The organism is Nocardia sp. NBC_00403, from assembly GCF_036046055.1.
Lineage (GTDB): Bacteria > Actinomycetota > Actinomycetes > Mycobacteriales > Mycobacteriaceae > Nocardia.
Window position 1 is genome coordinate 4,788,804 of sequence record NZ_CP107939.1, and the last position, 25,045, is coordinate 4,813,848.

The window sequence follows — 25,045 nt, forward strand, 5'->3', positions numbered from 1 at the left end:
CTCATTTCCCTCCCAAATCGAGGACAACCTTATCGATCACGAATGCCTCGGCGTACTCGGCCCGGCACTGCACACCGCGCAGTCGGGCCAGGCCGGTGAACGCCTGCTCGTCGAACCAGTCGCGGCCTGCCTGCGACGGATAGTGCTTCAGCAGCAGCCTGGCCTTCGCCTCCGTGAATTCCGTGCTGACCGGGTGGAATACGGTCGGCTGCGGGGTATCGGTCTCCCACTTGAGGATCTCGTAGCCGAGTATCAGGTGGTCGCGGAACTCGGTGGGGACCAGCTCCGCGAGCAGCCGATGGTCCTGGTGGGCATCGCCGCGCTGTGGCGCGAAGACCAGATCCGGATCCGCCTTGCCACGGAAGTGCTGCACGGCGTTCTTGATTCGGTCCCAGTGCGCGGGCGCTCTGCCATCGGGAACATCGAGCACGGTGAGATCGAGATCGGCATTCGGACAGAATTCGGCCAGCGCCGTCTGCTCCTCGAACTCCCGCTCACTGTCGCCGCCGGAAATCACCAGGGCGCGGACCCGCAGACCGGGATGCTTCCCAGCCAGCGTCAGCAGGGTGGCGCCCATACCGATGGCGATGTCGTCGCAATGCGCGCCGAGCACAGCTATTTCGGTCAGCGGTGCGGTGGTCAGCGCGATCATGCGTCCTGCTTCTCCCACACCATCCACGGACGAACGCCGGTGCGATAGCCCGCGTCGAGCTCGGCGCGTTCTTTGAACGTGTCGGCGGGCTTCCAGAAGCCTTCGTGCTGGTAGCCGAACAACCGCCCCTGTCCGGCCAGGGCGCCGCAGGCGTCTTCGACGAGATCGCCGCCCGGCGGCAGCAGGTCGAGAACCTCCTGGGTGAGCACGAAGTAGCCGCCGTTCTCCCAGATCGGCATCCGCGACACCGGCATGATTTCTTTGACTTCGCCGTTCGCCGTCACGTCGACGCAGTGGAACGACGACTGCGGTGGTACGACCATCATCGATGCGGCGGCGCCGGAAGCGGTGAACTTCTCGATCATCTCGTCCAACGGCGCGTCGGTGAGGACATCGGCATAGTTGGCAAGGAAGGTCTCTTCGCCTTCGAGATAGGGGCGCACCCGGCGCAGCCGTTCGCCGATCGCCGACTGGACGCCGGTGTCGACGAAGGTGATCGACCAGTCACTGATGTCGCTGTGCAGCAATTCGACACGACCGTCACGGATCACGAAGTCGTTGGACACCGATTCCTGGTAGTTCAGGAAGAAGTTTTTGATGTGCTGGGCGCCGTAGCCGAGGCACAGGATGAATTCTTTGTGCCCGAAGTGTGCGTAGTAGCGCATGACGTGCCACAGCAGCGGCCGGGGGCCGACCATCTGCATCGGCTTGGGGATCACGTCGTCGGTGCCGTCACGCATCCGCATGCCGTAGCCGCCACAGAACAGCACAACCTTCATCGCGCAGGCCTTTCGGTGTTTTGATTGCTCGGATCGGCGCCGGAGTCCAGCGCGGCGAAGTGCAGCGTGGGTAGTGGATAGACGAGCTGGGCGCCCCATTCGGTGATGTGGCGAAGCTGCTCGGTGATCTCGGCTTCGAGATTCCAGGGCAGGACCAGCACGACATCGGGCCGATCGTTGTCGATCCGCCCGGGCTCGTGGATCGGAATCCTGGTGCCTGGCGTGAACTTCCCGTGCTTATACGGGTTTCGGTCGACCGTATAGTCGAGCAGATCTGGCCGGATGCCGCAATAGTTGAGCAGCGTGTTGCCTTTGCCCGGTGCGCCGTAGCCGACCACGCGTTTGCCTTCGGCGCGCTGTTCGAGCAGGAAGCGAAGCAGCTCCTGCCGCACCGCGTCGGCACGGGGTTGCAGGTCACGGTAGCCGGCGACGTCGTGGAGACCGGCGGCTTCTTCGGTGCGGAGCACCTCGAGCATCCGCTCGCTCGGCCCGTCGGCGACCGCCTCGGGCCGTGCCCAGAGCCGAATCGAGCCGCCGTGGGTGGCAAGCAGTTCGACATCGACCACCGTCAATCCGGCGGTGGCGAGGGCCCGCTGGGCCGAGAGCACCGTGTAGTACTGGAAGTGTTCGTGGTAGATCGTATCGAACTGGCCCAGGCGCATCAGGTTCAGCGCGTGGTGCACCTCGATGGAAAGCCAGCCGTCGTCGGCCATGAGCTCGCGCAGCCCGCGAGTGAAACCGCGCAGGTCGGGGACGTGCGCATAGACATTGTTGGCGACGACCAGGTTCGCGGGCCCGTGCTGGGCGCGGACCTTCGCGGCGGAATCCTCGTCCAGGAAAGCGGTTTCGGTGGGTACGCCTGCCAGCCGGGCGGCTGCGCCGACATTGACCGACGGCTCGATCCCCAGGCACCTGATCCCCGCAGCGACTGCGTGCTGCAGCAGGTAGCCGTCGTTGCTTGCAGCTTCCACTATGAACGAATCCGGTCCGAGGCCGAGCTTTTCGATGGCGTGGGTCACAAAAGCTTCGGCATGCCGAACCCAGCTATCGGAATATGATGCGAAGTAGGCATACTCGGTGAATGTTTCCTCGGGCGTGATCAATGCCGGAATTTGCAGAAGGAGACACTCGTCACACAAACGCAGGTGCAGTGGGAAGGTGGGTTCGGCGAGATCGAGTTCGGCTGCGGCGAGAAACTTCTCGCACGGTGGGGTCGCGCCGAGGTCGAGAACGCTTGATAGCTTATTGGAATCACAGAGTCGACAACGCATGCAGGCCCCACTTCTGCGGCTAGTTTGATCGCCCGGCGCATTACCGGCACGCCCCAGACGTCGGTGCGATCCAGTGAGACGTTACAACGAATCGCCTGCATGGCGATGCTGAAATCTTCTGGGTGATAGCGGTTTCTGGACGGATTTCCCCCATGAACGATCGGTAGCATCCGGACAGTTACCGATAGTGTCGGGGGCAATACCCTGATCGCGAAGCGCGGCAATCGGTGGCGCACGTGCTTCACCTGCTTGGTTGTCGCTACAACGATCGTCGAGTGACGGGCGGCAAGCTGGCCGTCCCGCTATTGGCTATCGCGTGGAATACTTTGCGGCCCTTGTGATTCGATATGTGAAACAGACTGTGTTCTGTAACAATCAGCTTCTGGTCACCGACTGATGGAACACCCCAGGCGGTCAGGCTGAGCCGAGGGGACCGATCGATGTCGATCGGGGGCAACGAGTTTCTCTCCCAGGGGGAGGTGCGTCTTCTTATGAGCTTCGAGCTCACCGATGGCGACGATCTGGATGTATCCAGACCGCCGCTGACTTCGCCGCGCTCGGAACGCGAGCGCTGGCAGGCCGAGTATGTACGCCGCTTGGCGGCAACGGATTCAGTGGTCATCGCCGTCGCTGTCGGGTTGGCGCAGGTCATTCGCTTCGGTGGGCCGGTCGCACCGCCGCTGGCTTGGCCGATGCCTTATGAGGTCGGCTATGGAGTTGTCTCTACAACACTGGCTTTGGCCTGGATAACCTTTCTGGCCGCGTGCAATACTCGGTCACCACAGGTGGTCGGCATCGGCTCGGAGGAATACCGGCGGTTGGTCTCGGCCACATTGCGATTGTTCGGTTTCCTTGCCATCGCGTCGCTGATCTTCCAGATCGAGTTCGCGCGTGGTTATCTGGCGATCGCGTTGCCGCTCGGCTTGCTCGGGCTGATGTTCAGCAGGTTGTTGTGGCGGCTGCACGCGCGTGCGCGTCGCGGCGTCGGCGAGTACCGGACATCGGTCCTGGTGGTAGGTGGCGCCGAGGCGGCACAGGCGATGGCGACCGCGTTCTCGCGCGACCCGGACTCCGGCTATCGGGTGGTCGGTGTGTGCATTCCGGACGGGGTCAACGGAGCCACCGCGTACGGCATCGAAGCATCGGGGCGCACCTATTCGGTGGTCGGCGACGACCGGTCGGTACTCGAGGCGGTGCGTCGCAGCGGCGCCGACACCGTCGCAGTCACCGCGACCGACCATCTCGGCCCGGTCGAATTGCGCCGCATGGCCTGGGAACTCGACCCGATCGGGGTGGAACTGATCGTGGCTCCCGGCGTCGTGGACATCGCGGGCACCCGCCTGACAAACCGTCAGGTTGCCGGCATGCCGATGCTGCATATTGCGAAACCGCAGTACGACCGTGCCAAGTCGACCGGCAAGGCGGTGTTCGACGTCTGCTTCGCGGGCACGGTGCTGCTGGCGATCGCGCCGGTGATGCTCGCCATCGCGCTTGCGGTCAAGCTGACCAGCCCTGGGCCGGTGTTCTACCTGTCGGAGCGAATCGGGCGTGGCGGCAAGCCGTTCCGGATGATCAAGTTCCGCAGTATGTATGTCGATGCAGACAGCAATGTCGCCGCACTCATCGAGCGCAACGGCGGCAACCCGGTGTTCTTCAAGATGAAGGACGATCCACGCATCACGCCGATCGGGCGCGTCATCCGCAAGTTCAGCCTCGACGAGCTACCGCAGTTCCTCAACGTGCTCGGCGGTCAGATGAGCGTGGTCGGGCCGCGCCCGCAGGTGCAGCGCGAAGTGGACTCCTACGACGGCAACATGCGGCGCAGGCTGTTGGTGAAGCCGGGGGTCACCGGGTTGTGGCAGGTCAGCGGGCGATCGGATCTGTCGCTGGAAGATTCGGTGCGACTGGATCTTTCCTACGTCGAGAACTGGTCGATGGTGCTGGATCTGCTGTTGATCGCCAAGACCATCGGCGCCGTGGCCCGCGGCGAAGGCGCGTACTGAACGGCCCTGGTCAGGATGGCCGCCGGGCCGGGAATTCGGCGGCCAACTCCTCGAAGACCGCGGTGTTCATGGCGAAGGCGCGCTTGCCTTCGTCGAGCACCCTGCGGCGTTCGAGCTCGTCGAAGGGCAGTTGATCCAGCAGGGCCCGGTATTCGCGCTTGAAGGCGGCCGGGTTGCCGACGGCATCGAAGACGTAGAAGCGCACGCCATCGCCGCGATGCGGCAGGTTCCAGAGTTTTTCGGCGGTGCCGCGGATGACCTGTCCGCCGGACAGGTCGCCGAGGTAGCGGGTGTAGTGGTGGGCGATGTAGCCGGCGGGCCATTGGTGTGCGCACTCGACGATGCGGGCGGCGTAGGCGGCGGTCGCGGGCAGCGGTTGCAGGTCTTCGCGCCAGGCCGGTCCGATCAGGTGGGTGAGGTCGCGTTCCAATTCCGCGGTCCTCGCCAGTTCCGGTCGGATGAACGGACCCGCTACCGGATCGTCGGAGAGGTGGTTCCAGCGCCCTTCGAGTGCGCGGTAGATGAACCAGAGCTGACCGGTGTAGCGGTGATAGGAGTCCACACCGAGCGCGCCGCCGAGCATGTCGCTCATGAACCGGGAGTTCTCGGCCTCGGTGTGCTGTTCCTCGGTGGCGGTACGGATCGCCGTCGAGAACGGAATTGTGTCCGACATGTCCGAAACCACCTCGCTATCTCGCGGGCGTCCGCTGTATGGCTACCCTAACTAACCGGTACGACGATACCGGGTTACCGCCGAAGTCGCACGGGAGTCCCGCAACGCGGCCCGGAAGCCGCGGTCGGCTCGGCGGCGTCGCACGATCGGCCTGCGCAGTGCACCGAAGCGACTCAGGATCCGTGGCCTGCGCACTGTGCGGTCGAACCATTCGCCGAGGGTAACGCCCGCGGCCAGCGCACAGCCGACACCGATGGCCGCGAGCAACTGGTTGGCTCCGATCAGCAACTCGTCGTTGAGCAGCGCGTAGAGACCGCGGTACACGCTGAGTCCCGGCAACAGCGGTGTGATGCCTGCGACCGCGACGACCAGCGGCGGTGTCAATGCGCGACGCGCCATCAGACCACCGGCGAGGCCGACCAGGGTGGCGGCTACGCCGGAGGAAACCACCGGTCCGAAACCGGTCTGCTGTACGAGCAGATAGCAGATCGTGCCCGCGGCACCGCTGCACGCGGCGGCGGCAAGGGCCCGGCGCTCGGCATAGCAAGCAAGGGCGAAGGCCAGCGCCGCGACCGCGCCCGCGATTACCTTCACCGCGAGGTCGGTGATGTCGCGGCTGGCTAGATACACCGGCGGAACCGTGGCGCCGACGAGGTCGCCGATCCGCAACGCGACCGTAATGCCCGCGATGATGCCGCCGGTCATCATGACGACCTCGAGCATGCGCGCGGACGCGGTGATCGGCGCGCCGGTGATGGCATCCTGCACCGCGCCGACCAGCTGTAAACCGCTGAGTAGCACGGTGATTCCGGCCGCGATGATCAGTGTCGGGTCGACATTGATGTGCAGTGGCCCGGCCAGTGTGGCCAGCGCGACCGCGGGTGCGGCCGCGATGGCGCCGCCGACCATGTGCTGGAAGAAGAACGGCAGTCCGAACCGATTGAGCACCCGGTTGGCCCGGTCGATCGCCAGGGTGGTCGCGAAACTGATTGCGGCGACGAGCACGCCGCCGCCGAGCAGGGCCGCAATGGCCGCGGCGAGCAGTGACCAGCCGAAGGTGGCCATCCAGCGGTGATAGGGATGCGGGGCCGAGGTGATGGCGTCGAGCGCGGCACGCGCGTCCTCCGGGGCGACCACTTCGTTGCGGATGCGGCGCGTGAGTCGATCCACGGCGGCCAGCCTGGTGAAGTCGAGCGACCGATAATGCACGATCCGCATGGTGCTCGCGGGCGGCAATTCCGGACCTCGATCGGCCCAGATCCTGATCGCGTCATAGGTGACGTCGATGCTGCAGCGTGACAGCCCGTAGGTGGCGGCGATGAAACGCACCTGAGTGGTCGTGTCGATGACACCGGTGCCCGATGCCAGCACCACTTCGCCGACGCGAACGGCGAGATCGAGCACCTCGGCGACGCGGGCGTCGTCGGTGAGATCGATCGGCTGCAGCGGAGTCGGGGCAGCGACGATGGTGTCGGCGGTGGCCTGCCGGTCGGCGACCAAGCGCCCGACGGCCTGACTCACCACCGGAATTCGCGGTGGCCGACGCAACCATCGCGCGCGCCGCCCGCCGAGTTCGTCGATCCGCGGATCGACGTCGTCTCTTTCCGGAAGTGCGTCAGAGCCCATGGACGCGAACCTAGTCATCTAGGGGTGCCCGCGTCATCCGCGCTGTTCGCGGCGGGCGTGTTGGTTCTCATTCGGTGCGGCAAGGGCCTTGGTCCTGTCCCGGAAAGGTGGTAGAACTTGTTCTAATTCTGCGATGGGAGCGCGTACAGTGCGGTACGGAATTGTGTTGTTCACCAGTGACCGGGGCATTACGCCCGCTGATGCGGCGGCAGCCGCCGAACAGGCCGGCTTCGATGCCTTCTACGTGCCGGAGCACACCCATATCCCGGTGGTCCGTGCCGCGGCACATCCGCGCACCGGCGATGCGAGCCTGCCCGACGACCGTTACCTGCGTACGCTCGATCCGTGGGTCGCGCTGGCCACCGCTGCCGCCGTCACCAGCAGGATCACCTTGTCGACCGCGGTGGCGCTGCCCGCCGAGCACCATCCGATCACCCTCGCCAAAACCCTCGCCTCGCTGGATCACCTGTCCGGCGGCCGGGTCAGCCTGGGCGTCGGATTCGGTTGGAACACCGACGAACTCGCCCATCACGGGGTGCCCGCCGGTAAACGCCGGACGGTGTTGCGCGAGCATCTGGACGCCATGCGGGCCCTCTGGTCGGAGGAGGAGGCAAGCTTCGCCGGACAGTTCGTGAACTTCGGTCCGAGCTGGTCGTGGCCGAAGCCGGTGCAGAAGCACATCCCGGTCATCCTGGGTGCGGCGGGCACCGAACAGTCCTTCACCTGGTTGGCAAAGAATGCCGACGGCTGGCTCACCACGCCGACCGAGGAAGGTCTGGATACCAAGATAGAACTGTTGCACCGGGTCTGGCGCGAACACGACCGCACGGGGACCCCCGAGGTCATCGCGCTGGCCGGACGGCACGATGCCGCCCAGCTCGCGCAGTGGGCCGAATTCGGTGTCACCGAGGTGGTTTTCGGCCTGCCGGACCGCGATGCGGACGATGTGCGCGCCTATCTGACGCGGCTGGCAGGAAAGCTGGGCATCGAAGCAGCCCGCTGACACCGGCGCTGCCGCACCTATCTTCCGCCCGCCGCACCGGGGTAAACCCGGTGCGGCGGGCGGACTCTCGTGCTAGCCGCGACGCCTGCGTGCGAAGAACCAGCCGCCGACCACACCGAGCACGCCGACGCCCACCGCCCCGACAATGGCCACCACGATCAACGTCGACGACTTCGAGTCGGTCGCGCTCGCCGCGCTCGCGGCCTCGGGAGTGCGGCCACCGGTGGATTTTCCGCCGGCCGCAGGTGTGGTGTTCTCGCCGAACACGCCGTCGGTGGCCGAGGTCGAATACTTCGGTCCGTCCTCTTGGGCGCCGGACACGGTGAGATCCAGGCGAATCGGGACCGGGTTGGTTCCGCCTTCCTCGAAGGTCGAGCCCACTTTGACCGCGATGTAATACCAGCCGGCGACCGCCTGCCGGCGAATGTCCAGGTCGTCGGCCTTGCGGTTGTTGTACCGGATCGGCACGGTCGCCAGCGCGGGCTTGTTGGACGGCAGCACATTGTCGGTACCGGTGTAGGCCGCGAAGTCCTCGTCGATCTCCTCACGGATGGGCGAGTACAGGGTGGTGCGGATATTCGAGATGCCGCTCAGGCCGCGGTTGCCGTTCTCGCCGTAGTGCACCCGATACGCCAGCCCCTGTCCCCAGTTCAACCGCACGCGGTAGAAGACGAACTCGCCCGGCCGCAGGGTGTCGGCGTAGCTGCCGCTGCCGGTCAGGGTGGAGGCGACATTGAACGAGCCGCCGCCGGTCGCCGTGGTGCGGGCACCGATCGGCTCGGTGAAGGTCGTCTCCGGACGGACGGCCACCGGACCGGGATCGGTTGCGGCGGGCTCGATTCCGACGAGCAATTCGATCGGCAGTCGTTCTGGTACCCCGTTGGAGACGTGATCCCAGGTCAGCGCGAAGTAGTACCGGCCCCCGCCTTTACACTTGTCGAAGCTGCTGCCGTCCTTGCGTTCCTTGGTCGCGCCATCGAACGCTTTGGCGACGGTGAGCGCTTCACCGTCACTCGACTTGGTTGTCATCTCGGATTCGAAGACGTTGCAGTCCTTGCCATCTGCGCCGTAGACGCGCATTTGGAGGGTATTGATGTCGTCGGTGGACGAGATGTTCGGCAGCCGCGGGAACGACAGCGTGCCGCTGAAGTAGGTGGTGGCGCCCGCGGGCACATCGACGGCCCAGTAGCGCTTTTCTTTCTGGCCGATGGTGTCCAGGTACTGACCCGCAGTGGCAACCGGTGCCGTGTCGTAGCCGGCGGTGCCGGTGATCGGCGCCCCCGCCGCCTTGTAGTTGCGCAGCGCGGCCGCGCTGACTCGTGGCAGCGTCCGCTCGAGCGTGGGGCCATCGGCCGCGTCGGTGTAAGTGCCGCCGGTGGCCTGGGCCATGCAGGTGAGCTGGGCGCGGGCCTTGGCGTCCACGGCGAAGCCGATCGCGTGCATCACCAGGTCGAGGCCCTGCTGCTTCAATTCCCTTGCGACCTCACACGGGTCGGGCGGGGAACAGGTGTCGTCACCATCGGAGACCAGCACGATGGAGCGCGGTCCGGACTTGGGCAGTGTCGCGGCGGCTCGGCGCAGCGCGGTGCCCATCGGTGTCCAGCCGCTCGCCTTGATGCCGTCGACCGCGCTGGTCAGCGCCGCCTTGTCGAGGGTGTCCGGCTGGTGCAGCACCTGCACGTCCCGGCACCCGGCCGGCTTGTCGGACTCGGCATTCCCGGTGCTTGTGCCGTAAACAGTCAGCCCCACCTTGGATTCGGCGGGTGCCGAGCCGACGAAAGTCCGTACGGCGTTCTTGGCGGCATCCATCATGGTGCCCGCCGGGTCGGGACGCTGCATGGAACCTGATGCGTCCAGGATGAGCATGGTCGGCGCGTAGTGAGGGGCCTGCTCTTGGCCCTCCTCCGCGTGGGCGGGTAGGGCGGCAATGGAAAGGCTTGTCAGCCCGATAGCTAGCGCCGCGGTGAGCCCGGTCAGTCGCTTGGTAACTCTCGACATGGTCCTCGTCTGCTTGGTTCGCCTGCTGTATTGCGAGTTGGACATTACAGACAGCAACCAGTCGGTTCCCTTGTTCAAAAGCTCACCGGCATAACAAATCGTTCATCGCTGCTGGTTATCGCACCAGGTCGGCGCGTGCGCGACGACCCACCAGGAGCGGGAACCCCTGGCGGGTCGCCTCGCGATCAGCGCAGGTCGCGACGGCGGAAGGCGGCGATGCCAACTGTCAGCAACATGGCCGCGATCCCGAGCAGCCACAGCACCGGGGCCGCGTGGAAGGCCGCGCCGGGCAGCTTCGGCGGATGGACGAACGGCACCAGGTCGACGAGCCACTGCGGCAGTCCGTCGAGCGAGCCGAGGAAGAAGATCACCATCATGACGCTCAGAACGCCCCAAGCGACCGGCGTGAATCGTGGCACTATGCCGTAAATGGCCACGGCAATTCCGGTCACCACCCACACCGCGGGCAGCTGAACCGCCGCCGCGCCGAGTGTGTCGCCCAGCTTGGCGGCCAGGTCACCGTCCATCGCGCCGTAGACGATGCCGATCGCCGCGCCGGCGATCATCAGGACTACCACCGGACCGAGCAGTGCGAGACCGATGTGGCTCACCGCGTACCGCACCCTGCCCACCGACCCGGCGAGGGTCGCCTCGGCGCGCTGACTTGATTCCTCCTCGTGCAGGCGCAGCACCGCCGAGATGGAGTAGGCGGCCGCCGCGACGGCGAGCATGGCGATCGCGAAGGTGATGAAGGAATTCTGCAGGACATCGGTGCCGCCGACCCGGGCGAGCATGTCGCGGATCTGTTGGCTGTTGTCGAGCATCTTGCCGACGGAGTCGAGGGCGCCGCCCATCAACATGCCGTAGAGGAGGAAGCCGACGGACCAGGCCAGCAGTGAGCCGCGCTGCAGCCGCCACGCCAGCCCGGTCGGTCCGGACAGCGTCGGCGCCGCGACCGGCGGTCCGGGGCGCTCCGCGAGCAGTCCCGAGCCGGTATCGCGCCGGCTCAGCAGTACATAGGCGGCTGCGGTGGTGAGCACGGCAACCGCCGCGAGCGGAATCAGCACCCACCATCGTTCATCCGCATACGGCCGCATCTGGATGCACCAGCCGAGCGGTGAAAACCAGGACAGCACACCATTTCCCGCGTCGCCGACCGCGCGCAGCGCGAACGCGGACCCGAGCGCGCCGAACGCGACGCCGCGTGCGATTCGCGCGCCGGTGCTGACTTGGGCGGCGACCGCGGCGACACCGGCCCAGGCCAGACCCGATGCGGCCAGCGCCGACCCGAAGGCTAGCGAACCGGCGGCGGGCAGGTCGTTGGCGGTCAGCAGTAGCGTGCACAGGATTCCGGCGACCAGACAACCTGCCGCGGTCATCAGGATGGCTGCAGTGAGTCCGGCATAGCGGCCGATGCTGGTCGCGCCGACCAGCTCGGCGCGTCCGGTTTCCTCTTCGACCCTGGTGTGCCGAATGACGGTGAGGATCGTCGCGATCGCGATGATCGCGAAGTAGGGCCCGGCCTTCCACAGGGCGATCGAGCCGAGTTCGGTGCTGAACACCGGCCCGTACATGGCGACAAGTGCGGGGCTTTCGGTGATGGACTTGGCGTAGTTGTCGAGCTCGGCTTGGGTGTCGTAGACACTCTTGGTGCTCGCGACGTAGAAGGCGGGCAGCATGCCGAAGGCGAGTACCCACAGTGGCAAGACGATTCGGTCGCGGCGCAGATAGAGGCGAAGCAACTCGGCGGTACCGGCGAAGTCGGCCGAGCCGCGCACGGCCGGGGCCGCGTGGTGCCTGCCGGCGGTGATGGTGGTCATGCTCGCACCTTCTCTCCGGAATGCGTGGCGGCGGTCCGCGAGTCGTTGCCGTCGACGTGGTAGTGCCGCATGAACAGTTCTTCCAGCGTCGGCGGCGCGCTGACGAGGCTGCGTACGCCGGTGTCGCCGAGCACTCGGATCAACTCGCCGAGGTGCTCACCCTCCACCTGGCAGCGCAGTGTCGAACCGTCGAGTTCGACATCCTCGACGCCGGGGATGCGGGTGAGATCGCCTGGGTTGCCGAGCAATTCGGCGGTGATGGAGGTGCGCGAGAGGTGTCGCATAGCCGCCAGCGAGCCGCTCTCCACGGTGCGGCCGGCCCGGATGATGGTCACCCGATCGCACAGCACCTCGACCTCGGACAGGATGTGGCTCGACAACAGGACTGTGGTGCCGCGCTGGTTGGCTTCCGCGACGCATTCACGAAATACCTGCTCCATCAACGGGTCCAGACCCGAGGTCGGCTCGTCGAGCAGCAGCAGGCGCACGTCGGAGGCGAGCGCCGAGATCAACGCGACCTTCTGCCGGTTGCCCTTCGAATAGGTCCGCGCCTTCTTGCGCGGATCCAGGTCGAACCGTCCGATCAGCTCGGTGCGCCGCTGTTCGTTGATGCCGCCGCGCATTCTGGCGAGCAGGTCGATGGTTTCGCCGCCGGAGAGCGACGGCCATAGTGTGACATCACCTGGTACATAAGCGATTTCGCTATGTAGGGCGACCGCATCGGCCCACGGGTCGCGGCCGAGCAGCGCGACTTTCCCTGAGCTGGCACGCAGGATGCCGAGCAGGATGCGGATCGTGGTCGACTTGCCGGCCCCGTTGGGGCCGAGGAAGCCGTGGATTTCACCTTCGCTGACCGTGAGATCGAGTCCGTCGAGCGCGGTGAAGTGGCCGAAGTTCTTGTGCAGATCATGAACTTCGATGATGTCGGACATCAGGTCTCCTTGGTGAGTGTGTCCAAAATCGAGGGGTCGGTGAGTAGGCCCTGGGTGTAGAACTCCAGGGCAGGTGGTGTGAGCTCTTCGGTGAGCTCACGGGTGATCTTGCGGAAGTCGAGCTTCTCGCCTCGTTGTTGACGCATCTGCACGTAGAGCAGGGTCGCGCCGAGGTTGAGCATCATCAGATATCTGGCGCGCGCAGCCGGGTCTCGGCTCGGCTTGATGCTGCCGGCGTCGACTCCGGCCTGGATGTACACCTCAGCATCGGAAACCATGTGCTCGAAAAGGGATTCGGCCAGTGGGCCGCCCGATTGCAGGCTGCGCACCATGTAGGCGACCAGCGGTCCGTATTCCTCGATGTCGGCCAGCGCGGTGAGCATGCCTTTCGCGATGCTCGGTGCAGTGGTCGCCTTGGCCTTCTCATTCCTGGTCAGCTCCAGCACTCGCTCGTCACAGGCGGCCCGCAGGCCGTCCTTGGAGCCGAAGTGATGGTTCACCAATCCGGGGGAAACGCCGGCGGCGGCGGCGATGACACGAACTCCGACCTGGAATCCGTGCTCACCGAACACCTCGATCGCGGCATCGCGAATTCGGGCGGCGGTCGTGAGATCTGAGGTCTGTGTCACGGCGAATTCTATCTCGGCGGGTCTTTGCGGTAGGGCTCCTCGATTAAACGCATGTTCAACATCTTAAACACTCGTTCAACGAGAGGCAAGAGTTCGCGCGGGATGTCGTGTCAACTGTCACGGTTTGCCCGGACCGGGGCGGGCTAATGTCGAGTGATGACTACCGGCACCGCCTCGACGGCAGATCACCTTCGCGCAGCACTCGACGGACCATGGGGCGCGGTCCGGGAAGAGGCCCGCGGCCGGCTCGCGGACGAGAAATTCGCCGGAGACCCCTACCTCGACTACAAGGCAGCGCGGGCGCGGGTCCTCGACCAGATGCGGGCCATCGCGACCATGGGGATCGCCGAGCGTGGCTTCCGGCTGGAGAACGGCGGTACCGGAGAACCCGGCGCGGCCGTCGTCGCCTTGGAGATGCTGGCATACGCGGACCTGTCACTGTGGGTGAAATCGGGTGTGCAGTGGGGCCTGTTCGGCGGTGCCGTGGAGAACCTCGGCACCGAACGCCACCGCGATGTGGTCAAGGCGCTGCTGTCGCTGGATCTGCTCGGTTGTTTCGCGATGACCGAATCCGGGCACGGTAGCGACGTCGCCAACCTCGAGACGACCGCAACCTACGATCCGGACACCCAGGAATTCGTCGTGCACTCGCCGACGCCGTCGGCGCGCAAGGACTACATCGGCGGTGCGGCCGAACATGCAAGGATGGCAGCGGTTTTCGCGCAGCTGATCACCCAGGGCGAGAGCCGTGGCGTGCACTGTCTGCTTGTCCCCATCCGGGACGAGCACGGCAATGATCTGCCCGGCGTCACCACCTACGACGACGGGCTCAAGGGCGGGCTGCCCGGTGTCGACAACGGGCGCATCGTGTTCGACCAGGTACGGGTGCCACGGGAGAACCTGCTCAACCGATTCGCCGATGTAGCTCCGGACGGCGCCTACGACACCGAGATCGAGAATCCGAGCCGACGCTTCTTCACTACCCTCGGCACCTTGGTGCGCGGTCGAGTGAGCGTCGGCGGCGCCGCGGCCGCCGGTGCGCGGGTCGCGCTGAGCATCGCGACGAGGTACGCGCTCGAGCGGCGTCAGTTCTCCGACCCGGACACCGGCCAGGAGACGCTGCTGCTCGACTACCGCAGTCACCAGCGTCGGTTGCTGCCGTTGATCGCCCGGTCCTACGCGCTGGCCTTCGCGCAGAACGATCTGGTGCGCCGTATGCATCTCGTGCAGACCGGTCAGGACCTGGACCCCGGCTCGCAGCGGGCGCTGGAGACGCGGGCCGCGGGCCTGAAGGTCGCGCAGACCAGGCATGCGACCCGCGCCATCCAGGAGTGCCGCGAAGCCTGCGGCGGCGCAGGCTATCTCACCGAGAACCGGCTGGTCACGCTCAAAGCCGACACCGATGTGTTCACCACCTTCGAGGGCGACAATGTCGTGCTGACCCAGCTGGTGGCCAAGGAACTGCTCACCGCCTATTCGGACGAGATTCGTGAGCTCGATGCGCTCGGCTGGGTGCGCTTCGCCGCGACCATGGCCGGTGACGTGGTGCGCAAGCGTTCGGGTGTGCGCCAACTGATCCAGACACTGCGCGACCGCGGTGACGACACCGTCGACGAGGCCGATGTGTCACGCCGCTCGGTGCAGTTGCAGCTGTTCGCCGACCGTGAGGACTATTTGGTGCGCACCGCAGGCCACCGGCTGCGCGCACGCGCGAAGGACACGACTCCGTTCGAAGCGTTCAACAACGCGCAGGACCACATCCTCGCCGCGGGCGCCGCGCACATCGATCGGTTGATTCTCGAGGAATTCATCGAAGGTATTGCGGGCATCGAGGATCCGGCGGCACGCGACCTCGCCGAGACGGTCTGCGATCTGTTCGCGTACTCGATGCTCGAGGAGAATTCGGCCTGGTTCATCATGCACCGGTTCATGTCGGTCGAACGCGCCAAGGCCGTGCGCAGGGGAGTCAACGAGCTGGTCGACCGGCTGCGCCCGGACGCACTCACGCTCGTCGAAGGCATGGGTGTGCCGGAAGGGATGTTGCGTGCGGCGCTGCTGTCGGACGCGAGCGTCTTCGATCGGGCGGGCCGCAGCGAGGCGCCGGTATAGAGGACGGTCGCGGCTTGGGGCTGGGTCGCTAGGCGTGCAGCCGCGCCGCCGGGTGTACGCGTTCGGTCCGCAGGAGAAACCGATCGGCCGGCGAGCACAGCGCGGTGACCATGGCGATCGCGGCGGCCGCACCGCCGAGGATGTCGGTCGGTAGGTGATAGCCGAGACCGATCATGCCGACAGCCGCGCAGAGCATGGCGAGCACACTTGACCCGAGTGTTGTCGCCCGCGCCCTCGGCGCATCGGTCAGCAGCACGAAGGCAGTGGCCACCGCGACCAAGTGCACCGTGTGTCCGCTCGGATACGCGAGGTAATCGTGCAGCGGCCGCTCCCACAGCGGTTTGAGCAACCAACTGTTGACCGCGACGGCGAGCTCGGGAACCACGACCATCGTTGCCGCACGCCACCACCGGCCGCGGTAGGCGAACCAGCAGGCGGCCACGAGCAGCAGTGGTATCACGATGTAGCCGTTGCTCGGGATCAGGAGGGTTTGGTACACGCCGGGATGGCTGTCGAGCGCCGAGTGGATCGGCGCGGCAAGGTCGCGATCGAGGTCGGTCGGCCCGTCGTCGTGCGGAAAACTCAGCGGCAGACTCACCGTGACCACAGCACACAGCAACACCAGGCCCAGCCGGAATGTGGTAGGCCAACCGAGTGCCTGTCGTGTAGTGCTCACGCCGACGACGATAACCAGCGGTCGTAGTTGATCAGCCGGGCCCGTAGGTCAGGATCGCGGTGACGACGAACCAGAGAACCCACGCGAGGCCGATGACCATACCGATCGCCAGCGTGATCCGCATGAACGCCCTACCGAGGTCCATATCGCCCGACTCTCGCGGATACAGCTTCCACGGGCTGTACCACGGCGCTTCGATCACCAGGGCGGGCGAGTGCGCTTCCCGCTCGGCCATCGCCAGTTCCTCGGCATAGGCCTCGGCCTGGGCCTGCTGGGGGCCGCCGTGCCAGAGGGTGATGTCGATCGGGCCGATGAACCCCTCGTTCAGCAATTCCTGCGGCGCGGGCAGATACGGCAGGATGCCCAGGCTGCGGAAGGCCACCGCGACATCATTGGCCGTCCACAGCTGCTTCTCGCTCTCGGCCAGGGCGTCGAAATAGTGGCGCAACCTGCCGGGGTCGGTACCGAGGATCACATCGAAGCTCGGGTCGCTCCACGCCTGCTGTACCTTCAGCGCGGCACCGCGCAACGGGACGATCAGCGCGACGCCGTGCACCGCGCGCTGGCCGAGGCCGCGCGCGGCCAGCCAGGTCTGCAGGGCGAAGGTGTGCTCGCGCGACTTCTCCAGTGGAGTGCGCCGATCCCGGCCCTCCATGGCGACCGGCTCACCCGAGATCGTCCATGCGCCGTTGAGCGGGATTTCCAGCACGCCGTCTTGGCGGGCGACCAGCGCCTCGGCCTCGATCACCACGCAACTGGTCGGTGTCCAGACCACAGCGTCGAACTGGTGCAGCCGATCCTTGTGGAACAGACTGCAGTTGATCGTCGCGACACCGTGCGGGCTTGCCGGGTCCTTCCAGGTGCGCAGCCAGTCGATCAACGCCCGTTCGGCGTTGGTGCCTGCCGGATTCTGCACTCGCACGAGCATTCACGACCGCCCTTCACGTCGACACTCGATAGTGGAAAGGATACGAGCACCCGGGCCCGGTTCGCTGCGCCTGCGGCCAGACACGGCGTGTTGGGCACGAGATCTACTGCGGCTGTTCGGCGACGACCTTTCCGGCGTGCACCGCGGCGACCAACGCGCTGTGGTCTTCCTCGGTGCGGTCGGCGTAGCGGACCGCGAAGCGGGCGACCGCGTCGTCGAAACGATCGTCACCGTCCAGATAGCCCGCCACCAGCCGCGGATCGAGCGACCGCGAATGTGCGCGAGCGAGCAGGGCGCCTGCGAGCCTGCCGTAGTCGTCGAGATCGCTCGACGGCAGGCCCGCGGGATCGATATCGCCTTTGAGGTTACGGAATTGGCGCACGACGAACGGTAGCGCACCCGTGGGCAACTCGAGTGTGGTCCAACCGAGCAGGATGTCACTCTCGGACTGAACAAGCCTGGCGCCCTGCACAATTCGTTCCCCCTCATGTCGCGGCGACGGCGCGTCCAGGAACGGGGCGAGCGCGGACGGGTTCGCCTGTTTCACCTGGAGCACCAGTGCCTCTCCGTCATTGCCGTGCAGCAGCGCGACATAGCTGTGCAACCCGACACTACCGGTGCCGACGATCCGAAAGGCAATGTCGGACACGGCAAATCGGGCGATCAGATTCCGGCGGGACTCGCGCAACGTGTCGGTGTACCGTTCCAGGCCTTCGGTGACAGCTGCGGCGACCGCAGCCTCGACGTGGGTGAGAATCGGTGGGTCGCTGACGAATCGGTGCTTGCTGATGCCGGTTTCGTGATCCTCCAAGTGCTCGGTCCACTTCGCCACCACCTTGGCGCTGGTGTTCTTGCGCGCCTTCTTCGCAGCCTTCTTGAAGTCGTCGAGCAGATCGTCGGCTCTGGCCTTGCTGATCACCGATTCGTCGGGCAGCGCGGTCCACGATTCCATGAACGGCAGCTGCGCCAACTGGGTGACCGCGAGCCGGTAAGAGGTCGCCGCGTCGCGTGCCGCCTGGTAGCAGTTGTCCTCGTCGGCGCCACCCTCGCGGCCCGCGAGCACCAGACTCGCCGCGAGTCGTTCCAGGTCCCACTCCCACGGCCCGACGATGGTTTCATCGAAATCGTTGATGTCCATGATGATTTCGCCGCGCGGCGTGCCGTACAGGCCGAAGTTCGCGGCATGCGCGTCGCCGCAGATCTGCGCGGCCAGCCCGCTGTCCGGGCTGCCTGCCAGATCGGCGGCCATCAGCCCGGCCGCGCCACGGTAGAAGGTGAACGGGGTGGCGAGCATGCGGCCGATGCGCAACGGCGTCAGATGCGACAGCCGACCCGCATTGCTCGCCTCGATGAATTCGAGCACGCTCGGACGCGTGGCCCAGGTGGCCGCGCGGTCACGAGCGGTGACCGGAACCCGCTGGCGCTGCATACGGCCGCGGGCCAGCACCTCGTCGGCGGACACGTAGGTGCGAAGGTCGATACCACTGTTGGACACAACATCCCACGCTAGCCGGTATGGAACCGCCTGGTCTTGTCGGATTCGCCACGTCGGCCACGTCCCGTCGCCCGCCCTGTGCCGGGGGAGCGCAGCGTCGGGACGGCTGTTCAGTTGGCCGGAACTCCCGGGTCGACCGGAGTGATCGGCAGACGCAGCGCGCCGGGCGCCGCGCCGGGGACGGCCGGATGGTTCGGCGCTACTGGGGTGATTCGCTGGTAGGTGGTGCCGAGCGCCGGGCGGGGGTCCGCCTCGTCCTTGTTGGGCCAGAACGCCATTGCCCGCTCGGCCTGTGCGGTGATGGTCAGCGACGGGTTGACGCCGAGATTGGCCGTCACTGCCGAGCCGTCCGCGATATGCAGCCCGGGATGCCCGTACACCCGCTGATACGGGTCGACCACCCCGGTATCGGCGCTCTCGCCGATGACGCAACCGCCGATGTAGTGCGCGGTTGCCGGGATGTTGAGCACGTCCATGATCAGGCCGTGGGTGTCACCGTTGACCTTCGCGCCGAAACGGCGGCCGACATCGTGGGCCAAGGGAATCCAGGTCGGGTTCGGTTCGCCGGTACCCGCCTTGGTCTTGAGCTGCCCGCGCTTGCGGAAGGAGGTCAGCGAGTTGTCCAGCGACTGCATCACCAGCAGGATTACCGACTTCTCCGACGCGTGCCTGGCATTGAGACTGCGCAGGAACACCAAGGGATGCAACACGATCGCCAGCAGGAAGCGCAGGAACCGGAACGCGCCGCCGTCGACGATCGGCACCGACATCGGGAACAGGGCGTTCTGCCCCTTGCCGTAGTGGCACACCTCGATATGGGTGTCGGCCTCCGGATGGATCGAGGAGGTGATCGCGATGCCCTCGGCGAAATCGTGGCGTGCGCGACTGACCACATTGAGGATGGCCTCGGAGTTACTGCGCGTCAGTTCGCCGAGGCGCGGCGAGAGGTTGGGCAGCACGTGCTCGTCGCGCATCTTGTGCAGCAGCTTCTGGGTGCCGAGCGCGGCGCCGGCGAAGACGACCTGTTCGGCGGTGAAGGTTGTGCGCTCCTTGCGGATCCAGCGATCCGAACGCACGGTATCGATCGCGTAGCCGCCCTCCGGGAGCGGCCGCACCGCGGTAGCTGTGGTGAGTGGGCGGACCTCGGCGCCGGCCTTTTCGGCCAGGTAGAGGTAGTTCGTAGGTGTGGTGTTCTTCGCGTTGTTGGGGCAGCCGGTGAAACATTGCGCGCAGTGCACACAGCCGCGCCGTCGTGGGCCCGCGCCGCCGAAATAGGGATCGTCGACTTCGGTACCCGGGTCGTCCTCATTGAAGAACACCCCCACATCGGTCGGATGGAAGGTGTGGCCGACACCGAGGTCCTCGGCGATCTCCTTGATCACTTCGTCGGCCGGGGTCATCCGTGGATTGGGCGCTACGCCGAGCATGCGCTGTGCCTGGTCGTAGTACGGCGCGAGCTCGGATTTCCAGTCGGTGATGTGTGACCACTGCTTATCGGTATAAAAGTTCGGCAGCGGCTCGTAGAGGGTGTTGCCGTAAATCAGCGAGCCGCCACCGACCCCGGCGCCGGAGAACACCGCGCACTTGCCGAGGATGCTGATCCGCTGCGGACCGGTCAGGCCGAGTCGCGGCGCCCAGATCGAGTTGCGCACATCCCAATTCGTTTTCGGGATGTCCTCGGCATTCCACCGTCTCCCCGCCTCGAGCACACCGACCCGATACCCCTTCTCGGTCAGCCGCAGCGCGCTCACACTGCCGCCGAACCCGGAACCGATCACCACCACGTCGTAGTCGAATGCGGGCATGACTTCCTCTCACTGACCGAATAACGGATGAGATGTTTGCACAGTCATTCTGTCACCGGGTCGGATGCGACGGAATCCATAGCATGCCGCCGTGCCGATGTGGTCGCAACCGGCGTGCCCGGATGGCGCCGGCGGGGGTCGGTGCGGTATGCACGGGCGGTGACAACGGAATCGGGGACCACGGAGCCGGGCGAGCGCGCCGGCTCCGGCAATGACGGCGCGGCGGGCGGCATCTTCGCCGACCGCATCCTCACCGTCCCCAATGCACTGAGCGTGCTGCGCCTCCTGGGGGTGCCGCTGTTCCTGTGGCTTCTGCTGGTCGAGCGGGCCGACGGCTGGGCGTTCGCGCTGCTGGTCGCCAGTGGCGTCACCGACTTCCTGGACGGCAAGCTGGCCAGGCTGCTAGACCAGTCCTCGCGCCTCGGTGCGCTGCTCGACCCGTTCGTGGACCGGCTCTACCTGGTGACGACACTGGCCGCTTTCGTGATCCGCGGGCTCATCCCATGGTGGGTCGCGGTGATCCTGGTCGGTCGTGATCTGTTGCTCACGCTGACGCTTTCGGTGTACAAACGCCGCGCACTCGACCCGCCGGAGGTGATCTACCTGGGCAAAGCGGCTACCTTCGCGTTGATGTCCGCATTGCCCTGGTTGCTTGCAGGTCAGATGGATTGGGCGCTGGCAGGTTTCGGTCGGGCCTTCGGCGGGGCATTCCTGGTCTGGGGTACGGCGGTGTATGTGTGGACCGGTGTCCTCTACACCGGGAAGGCCGTCGCGGTCGCGCGAGCGATACCGTCTGTGCCGCACCGGTCCACATAGCGATTAGAGTTTGCGTGAAGGTTCCCGACGGAAAGGACGGCCTGTGACCCAGACCCCCGAGGATCTGCGCTACACCGAAGAGCACGAGTGGGTGCAACGGATCAGCCCGACACGGGTTCGGGTGGGCATCACCGATTACGCCCAGTCTCAACTCGGTGACGTCGTGTTCGTGCAGCTGCCGGAGGCAGATCGGGATGCGGCCGCGGGCGAGAGCATCGCCGAGGTCGAGTCGACCAAGAGCGTGTCCGATATCTACGCTCCGTTGGCCGCGAAAGTTGTTGCGGTGAACGAGGATCTGGTGCAGAAGCCGGAGACGCTGAACACCGATCCGTTCGGCGAAGGGTGGCTGTTCGAGCTCGAACTGGCCGACCCGGCAACCCTGGATGCTGCACTTGGCGAGCTGCTGGATGCCGCAGGTTATCAAGGAGTTATCGGGGGCTGAATCAGCCTTCCCGGTTCTACCTGCACGGGTACGCCCTGGCAGGGTACGGTCAATGCCAACAGATGTGCCGGTGAGCTGATCCGGTGTTCTAGCGTCAACGATCCCAGGTCGTGGCGGTGAAGGCAGCACCTGCTTGCACGGATAATCAGGTTCGAGGAGGAGAGAAACGGTGAGCGAGAACAAAGACCCGGGTTACGGGGAGACCGCGGCCGAGACGACGTCGGTCTTCCGCGCGGATTTCCTGAACGAGGTCGACGCGTCGCGCTCCGGGGAGCCGACCGGTGAGCAGCCGGTCCAAGGGGTCGAGGGTCTGCCGGTTGGTGCGGCTCTCCTGGTCGTCAAGCGCGGACCGAATGCCGGCTCGCGGTTCCTGCTGGATCAGCCGACCACGTCGGCGGGTCGCCATCCCGACAGTGACATCTTTCTCGACGACGTCACCGTCAGCCGTCGGCACGCCGAGTTCCGGCAGGACGACGATTCCTTCCAGGTGGTCGACGTGGGCAGCCTCAACGGCACCTACGTCAATCGGGAGCCGGTGGACTCCTCGGAGCTGCAGAACGGTGACGAGGTGCAGATCGGAAAGTTCCGTCTCGTCTTCCTCACCGGCCCGCGCGCCCAGGTGAACGAGTCGTCTGCGGGTGCTGGCAGTCTATGACGCATACGGCACGGGTCCTCGTGACGGCCGTGTTGGCAGGGAAGAACGCGGCTTCATGAAAGACTCGATGCTATGACGGGCGCGGCGCAGTGGGCGCGCGGAGGCATGTCGATCGGCTCCGTGCTGGACCTGCTGCGGCCGGACTTCCCGGACATCACCATCTCGAAGATCCGTTTCCTCGAGGCCGAGGGTCTGATCCGGCCGGAGCGCACTCCGTCTGGATACCGCAGATTCTCGATTGCCGACTGTGAACGGCTCAGGTTCGTACTGACCGCGCAACGCGACCAGTACCTGCCGTTGAAGGTGATCAAGGAGCAGCTCGAAGCGATCGACAGCGGTGCGGCGACGCTCGGTGTGCGGGAAGCCCGCGCCCGGGCGCACGCCGTCCGTGACAACGAGCTCGCCACACCGTCCGAGAATGGTCGGGCCGCGCGCGGCGCGACTGTCAGCGCGCCGCGCAGGCTGGGTGTCGTGCCCGGTGAGGTCTCGCCGGACGAGCTGCGATTCGATCACGAAATCCGGCTCACCCGTGCCGATCTGCTGACGCAGGCCAACATCGACGAGAAGTTCTTGAACGACCTGATTCGGGCGAATCTGATCACCCCCGGCGCCGCGGGCTTCTTCGACGCCGAGGCGGTGACGCTCGCACGGACCGCCAAGGCGATGGCGGAATTCGGTCTGGAGGCGCGGCACTTGCGCGCCTTCAAGCTCGCCGCGGACCGGGAAGCGGCGCTGGTTGCCCAGATCGCCGCCCCGATCGCCAAGAGTCGCGACGCGGGCGCCCGCGCCCGCGCAGAGGAGACCGTGCGCGAGCTTGCCGCGCTGTCGCTGACCCTGCACACCTGCCTGGTGAAAGCGTCGGTGCGGAACTCGCTCGGCGGCTGAGTCTTCGGTGCGTCGTCGCTTGTCACGGCCGTAGCGGGTTCCACTCCGACAACACGGAGATTTCGGCTGTGCACACGGATCGCTCGACCCCTTCCCGTTCGCTTAGACTCGGTGGTACGGCGAGCTCTGCGGTAGTCATGCCGGGTGGCCGGCGGAGGTATTGGGAGGCAGTGCGATGAGTGAGCGCAGCGAGCGAATCATGTCACAGGGTGCTTCGCGCATGCCGGAGCTGAGCGTTAGCGAGGCGCAGGCATGAGTGAAATGCGCGTGATCGGCATTCGTGTCGAGCAGCCACAGAACCAGCCCGTGCTGTTGCTCCGTGAGGCGTCCGGCGATCGGTATCTACCGATCTGGATCGGACAGGCCGAGGCGACTGCGATCGTGCTCGAACAGGAGGGGGTGACCCCGATTCGTCCATTGACCCACGATCTGATCAAGATCCTGATCACCGACCTCGGGCACACCCTGAAGGAAGTGCGGATCGTGGATCTGCAAGAGGGCACTTTCTACGCGGATCTGGTCTTCGAGAACGATCTACGGGTTTCGGCGCGGCCGTCGGATTCGGTAGCGATCGCGTTGCGGGTCGGTTGCCCGATCTATGCCGAGGAACCGGTCCTCGAGGAAGCCGGATTGGTCATGCCGGACGAGCGCGAGGACGAGGTCGAGAAGTTCAAGGAGTTCCTCGAGTCGGTTTCGCCCGATGACTTCAAAGCCACTGACAGCTGAGGGATTTCGAACTTTCTTCTAGACCTCAACTACAGGTCGAGACTCTTACCGCGCGTCGCGTTTGGTCGGACGATGCCGCTCCCGGGACAATCAGAGGGAGTAACCTCGATAGTTGGGCCACGTCCGTTATGACTGGGTGTATGTGGTCAACGGAGCCGGGACATTGATGAGGCCAAGGCATCGGCGAAGCAAGGGAGTGGTCAGTGGCAGAGCAATCGCAGGGAGTGGTACAGCCAGGCCTGTTCCCGGACGATTCGGTACCTGACGATCTTGTCGGCTACCGCGTTCCCAGCGCATGCCAGGTAGCCGGGATCACCTATCGGCAGCTCGATTACTGGGCGCGCACCGGTCTGGTCGTGCCGTCCATCCGGAGCGCCGCGGGTTCGGGCAGTCAGCGGCTGTACTCGTTCAAGGACATTCTGGTCCTGAAGATCGTGAAGCGACTATTGGACGCGGGGATCTCGCTGCAGAACATCCGCATCGCGGTCGATCACTTACGCAGTCGCGGCGTGCAGGACTTGGCGGGCATCACACTGTTCTCCGACGGCACCTCGGTGTACGAATGCACCTCGGCCGAGGAGGTAGTTGATTTACTGCAGGGTGGGCAGGGCGTTTTCGGCATCGCGGTGAGCGGTGCAATGCGCGAGTTGACCGGCGCAATCGCCAACTTCCCAGCCGAGCGGGCCGTCAGCGGCAGCGCGAGCGAGCGCCCCGAGGACGAACTGTCGTTCCGGCGCAAGGCGCGGATGAACCAGAAGACCGGCTAGAGATTCTGTGGGAGTGCCCGTCGCCTGCGGCGGGCACTTTGCTTTCTGCGGAAAGTGACGAGGGCGACACCGCCATCCGGGGTCCGGTGGCGCGGTTCGTTGTGCGCGCGGCATAAACTAGCGGTGCGTCGCCGCCGTGCGGGAGAGTCCCGGTCTTCAGAAGAGTCCGGGCGCCGAAGGAGCAGCACCTCCCCGTCAACCTCTCAGGCAACAGGGACCGTACGGGCTTCGACGCCTCTGGAAAGTGGTGACCGCTGCAGACAGCGCACGGTCGCCCGCCCATGGGGAAAGGGGTCGCACCCCGAATCTCTCAGGCTCCACGACAGAGGGGGAGGGCTGGTATCCGTCGACCGCG

General features: G+C 65.8%; 21 protein-coding genes, 1 pseudogene and 1 riboswitch. Of the genes and pseudogenes, 9 read left to right on the forward strand and 13 right to left on the reverse strand.

Annotated features, from left to right (window positions below; all coding sequences use genetic code 11):
• Position 1: 1 nt before the first annotated feature.
• Genes OHQ90_RS21250 through OHQ90_RS21260 form a run of 3 tightly spaced genes read right to left on the reverse strand, consistent with a single transcriptional unit; the run spans position 2 to position 2,702 of the window.
• Positions 2-652, reverse strand: coding sequence for a PIG-L deacetylase family protein (locus OHQ90_RS21250; protein WP_328400075.1), 651 nt, complete (start codon positions 650-652; stop codon positions 2-4).
• Complete coding sequence (locus tag OHQ90_RS21255; RefSeq protein WP_328400077.1) at positions 649-1,431, reverse strand: glucose-1-phosphate cytidylyltransferase; 783 nt, start codon at positions 1,429-1,431, stop codon at positions 649-651. The genes OHQ90_RS21250 and OHQ90_RS21255 overlap by 4 nt, the downstream gene beginning before the upstream one ends.
• The gene (locus OHQ90_RS21260; protein ID WP_328400079.1) at positions 1,428-2,702 is read right to left on the reverse strand and encodes a class I SAM-dependent methyltransferase; all 1,275 of its coding nucleotides are present in this window, start codon (positions 2,700-2,702) and stop codon (positions 1,428-1,430) included. The genes OHQ90_RS21255 and OHQ90_RS21260 overlap by 4 nt, the downstream gene beginning before the upstream one ends.
• A 440-nt stretch (positions 2,703-3,142) precedes the next feature.
• Here OHQ90_RS21260 and OHQ90_RS21265 point away from each other — a divergent pair, with 440 nt between their 5' ends.
• Complete coding sequence (locus OHQ90_RS21265; protein ID WP_328400081.1) at positions 3,143-4,705, forward strand: sugar transferase; 1,563 nt, start codon at positions 3,143-3,145, stop codon at positions 4,703-4,705.
• 10 nt (positions 4,706-4,715) lie between these two features.
• Here OHQ90_RS21265 and OHQ90_RS21270 read toward each other — a convergent pair whose 3' ends face one another.
• Entirely contained in the window at positions 4,716-5,378 is a 663-nt protein-coding gene (locus OHQ90_RS21270; RefSeq protein WP_328400083.1) for a biliverdin-producing heme oxygenase, read from the reverse strand.
• A 51-nt stretch (positions 5,379-5,429) separates the two neighbouring features.
• Positions 5,430-6,908, reverse strand: coding sequence for a threonine/serine ThrE exporter family protein (locus OHQ90_RS21275; RefSeq protein WP_442941483.1), 1,479 nt, complete (start codon positions 6,906-6,908; stop codon positions 5,430-5,432).
• A 244-nt stretch (positions 6,909-7,152) separates the two neighbouring features.
• On the opposite strand from OHQ90_RS21275, the gene OHQ90_RS21280 reads away from it, so the two are divergent.
• Complete coding sequence (locus tag OHQ90_RS21280) at positions 7,153-8,007, forward strand: TIGR03619 family F420-dependent LLM class oxidoreductase (RefSeq protein ID WP_328412986.1); 855 nt, start codon at positions 7,153-7,155, stop codon at positions 8,005-8,007.
• Positions 8,008-8,079: 72 nt separating this feature from the next.
• Here OHQ90_RS21280 and OHQ90_RS21285 read toward each other — a convergent pair whose 3' ends face one another.
• From OHQ90_RS21285 to OHQ90_RS21300, 4 genes are all read right to left on the reverse strand, one after another.
• Complete coding sequence (locus OHQ90_RS21285; protein WP_328400087.1) at positions 8,080-10,005, reverse strand: vWA domain-containing protein; 1,926 nt, start codon at positions 10,003-10,005, stop codon at positions 8,080-8,082.
• A 185-nt stretch (positions 10,006-10,190) separates the two neighbouring features.
• On the reverse strand, positions 10,191-11,825 hold the full coding sequence (locus tag OHQ90_RS21290) for an ABC transporter permease (protein WP_328400089.1): 1,635 nt from the start codon (positions 11,823-11,825) through the stop codon (positions 10,191-10,193).
• Positions 11,822-12,757: an ABC transporter ATP-binding protein gene (locus OHQ90_RS21295; RefSeq protein ID WP_328400091.1), complete on the reverse strand. Its 936-nt coding sequence runs from the start codon at positions 12,755-12,757 to the stop codon at positions 11,822-11,824. The genes OHQ90_RS21290 and OHQ90_RS21295 overlap by 4 nt, the downstream gene beginning before the upstream one ends.
• A complete protein-coding gene (locus OHQ90_RS21300) occupies positions 12,757-13,386 on the reverse strand; it encodes a TetR/AcrR family transcriptional regulator (RefSeq protein ID WP_328400093.1) in 630 nt (209 codons plus the stop codon). Before OHQ90_RS21300 ends, OHQ90_RS21295 begins: the two co-directional genes overlap by 1 nt.
• A gap of 156 nt (positions 13,387-13,542) precedes the next feature.
• Between OHQ90_RS21300 and OHQ90_RS21305 the strand changes: the two genes are divergently transcribed.
• The gene (locus tag OHQ90_RS21305) at positions 13,543-15,495 is read left to right on the forward strand and encodes an acyl-CoA dehydrogenase family protein (RefSeq protein ID WP_328400095.1); all 1,953 of its coding nucleotides are present in this window, start codon (positions 13,543-13,545) and stop codon (positions 15,493-15,495) included.
• A gap of 28 nt (positions 15,496-15,523) precedes the next feature.
• Here OHQ90_RS21305 and OHQ90_RS21310 read toward each other — a convergent pair whose 3' ends face one another.
• From OHQ90_RS21310 to OHQ90_RS21325, 4 genes are all read right to left on the reverse strand, one after another.
• On the reverse strand, positions 15,524-16,171 hold the full coding sequence (locus OHQ90_RS21310; RefSeq protein WP_328400097.1) for a phosphatase PAP2 family protein: 648 nt from the start codon (positions 16,169-16,171) through the stop codon (positions 15,524-15,526).
• 31 nt (positions 16,172-16,202) lie between these two features.
• The gene (locus tag OHQ90_RS21315) at positions 16,203-17,099 is read right to left on the reverse strand and encodes a nuclease-related domain-containing protein (protein WP_328400099.1); all 897 of its coding nucleotides are present in this window, start codon (positions 17,097-17,099) and stop codon (positions 16,203-16,205) included.
• A 103-nt stretch (positions 17,100-17,202) separates the two neighbouring features.
• Positions 17,203-18,594: a DUF2252 domain-containing protein gene (locus OHQ90_RS21320; protein WP_328400101.1), complete on the reverse strand. Its 1,392-nt coding sequence runs from the start codon at positions 18,592-18,594 to the stop codon at positions 17,203-17,205.
• 110 nt (positions 18,595-18,704) lie between these two features.
• Positions 18,705-20,399 carry a GMC family oxidoreductase gene (locus tag OHQ90_RS21325; RefSeq protein WP_328400103.1) on the reverse strand — a complete coding sequence of 565 codons (1,695 nt, stop codon included), beginning with the start codon at positions 20,397-20,399 and terminating at the stop codon, positions 18,705-18,707.
• Positions 20,400-20,558: 159 nt separating this feature from the next.
• On the opposite strand from OHQ90_RS21325, the gene OHQ90_RS21330 reads away from it, so the two are divergent.
• From OHQ90_RS21330 to OHQ90_RS21355, 6 genes and pseudogenes are all read left to right on the forward strand, one after another.
• Entirely contained in the window at positions 20,559-21,215 is a 657-nt protein-coding gene (locus tag OHQ90_RS21330; protein ID WP_406229670.1) for a CDP-alcohol phosphatidyltransferase family protein, read from the forward strand.
• 43 nt (positions 21,216-21,258) lie between these two features.
• Positions 21,259-21,657 carry a glycine cleavage system protein GcvH gene (gene gcvH / locus OHQ90_RS21335; RefSeq protein WP_328400105.1) on the forward strand — a complete coding sequence of 133 codons (399 nt, stop codon included), beginning with the start codon at positions 21,259-21,261 and terminating at the stop codon, positions 21,655-21,657.
• 169 nt (positions 21,658-21,826) lie between these two features.
• Complete coding sequence (odhI, locus tag OHQ90_RS21340) at positions 21,827-22,312, forward strand: oxoglutarate dehydrogenase inhibitor Odhl (RefSeq protein WP_328400107.1); 486 nt, start codon at positions 21,827-21,829, stop codon at positions 22,310-22,312.
• 72 nt (positions 22,313-22,384) lie between these two features.
• The gene (gene ftsR / locus OHQ90_RS21345; protein WP_328400109.1) at positions 22,385-23,197 is read left to right on the forward strand and encodes a transcriptional regulator FtsR; all 813 of its coding nucleotides are present in this window, start codon (positions 22,385-22,387) and stop codon (positions 23,195-23,197) included.
• Between the two features lie 252 nt (positions 23,198-23,449).
• Positions 23,450-23,923: a bifunctional nuclease family protein gene (locus OHQ90_RS21350; protein ID WP_328400111.1), complete on the forward strand. Its 474-nt coding sequence runs from the start codon at positions 23,450-23,452 to the stop codon at positions 23,921-23,923.
• A 215-nt stretch (positions 23,924-24,138) separates the two neighbouring features.
• Positions 24,139-24,690, forward strand: a pseudogene (locus OHQ90_RS21355) (MerR family transcriptional regulator); the annotation flags it as partial.
• Positions 24,691-24,819: 129 nt separating this feature from the next.
• A riboswitch (glycine riboswitch) is annotated at positions 24,820-24,920 on the forward strand.
• Positions 24,921-25,045: the final 125 nt, after the last annotated feature.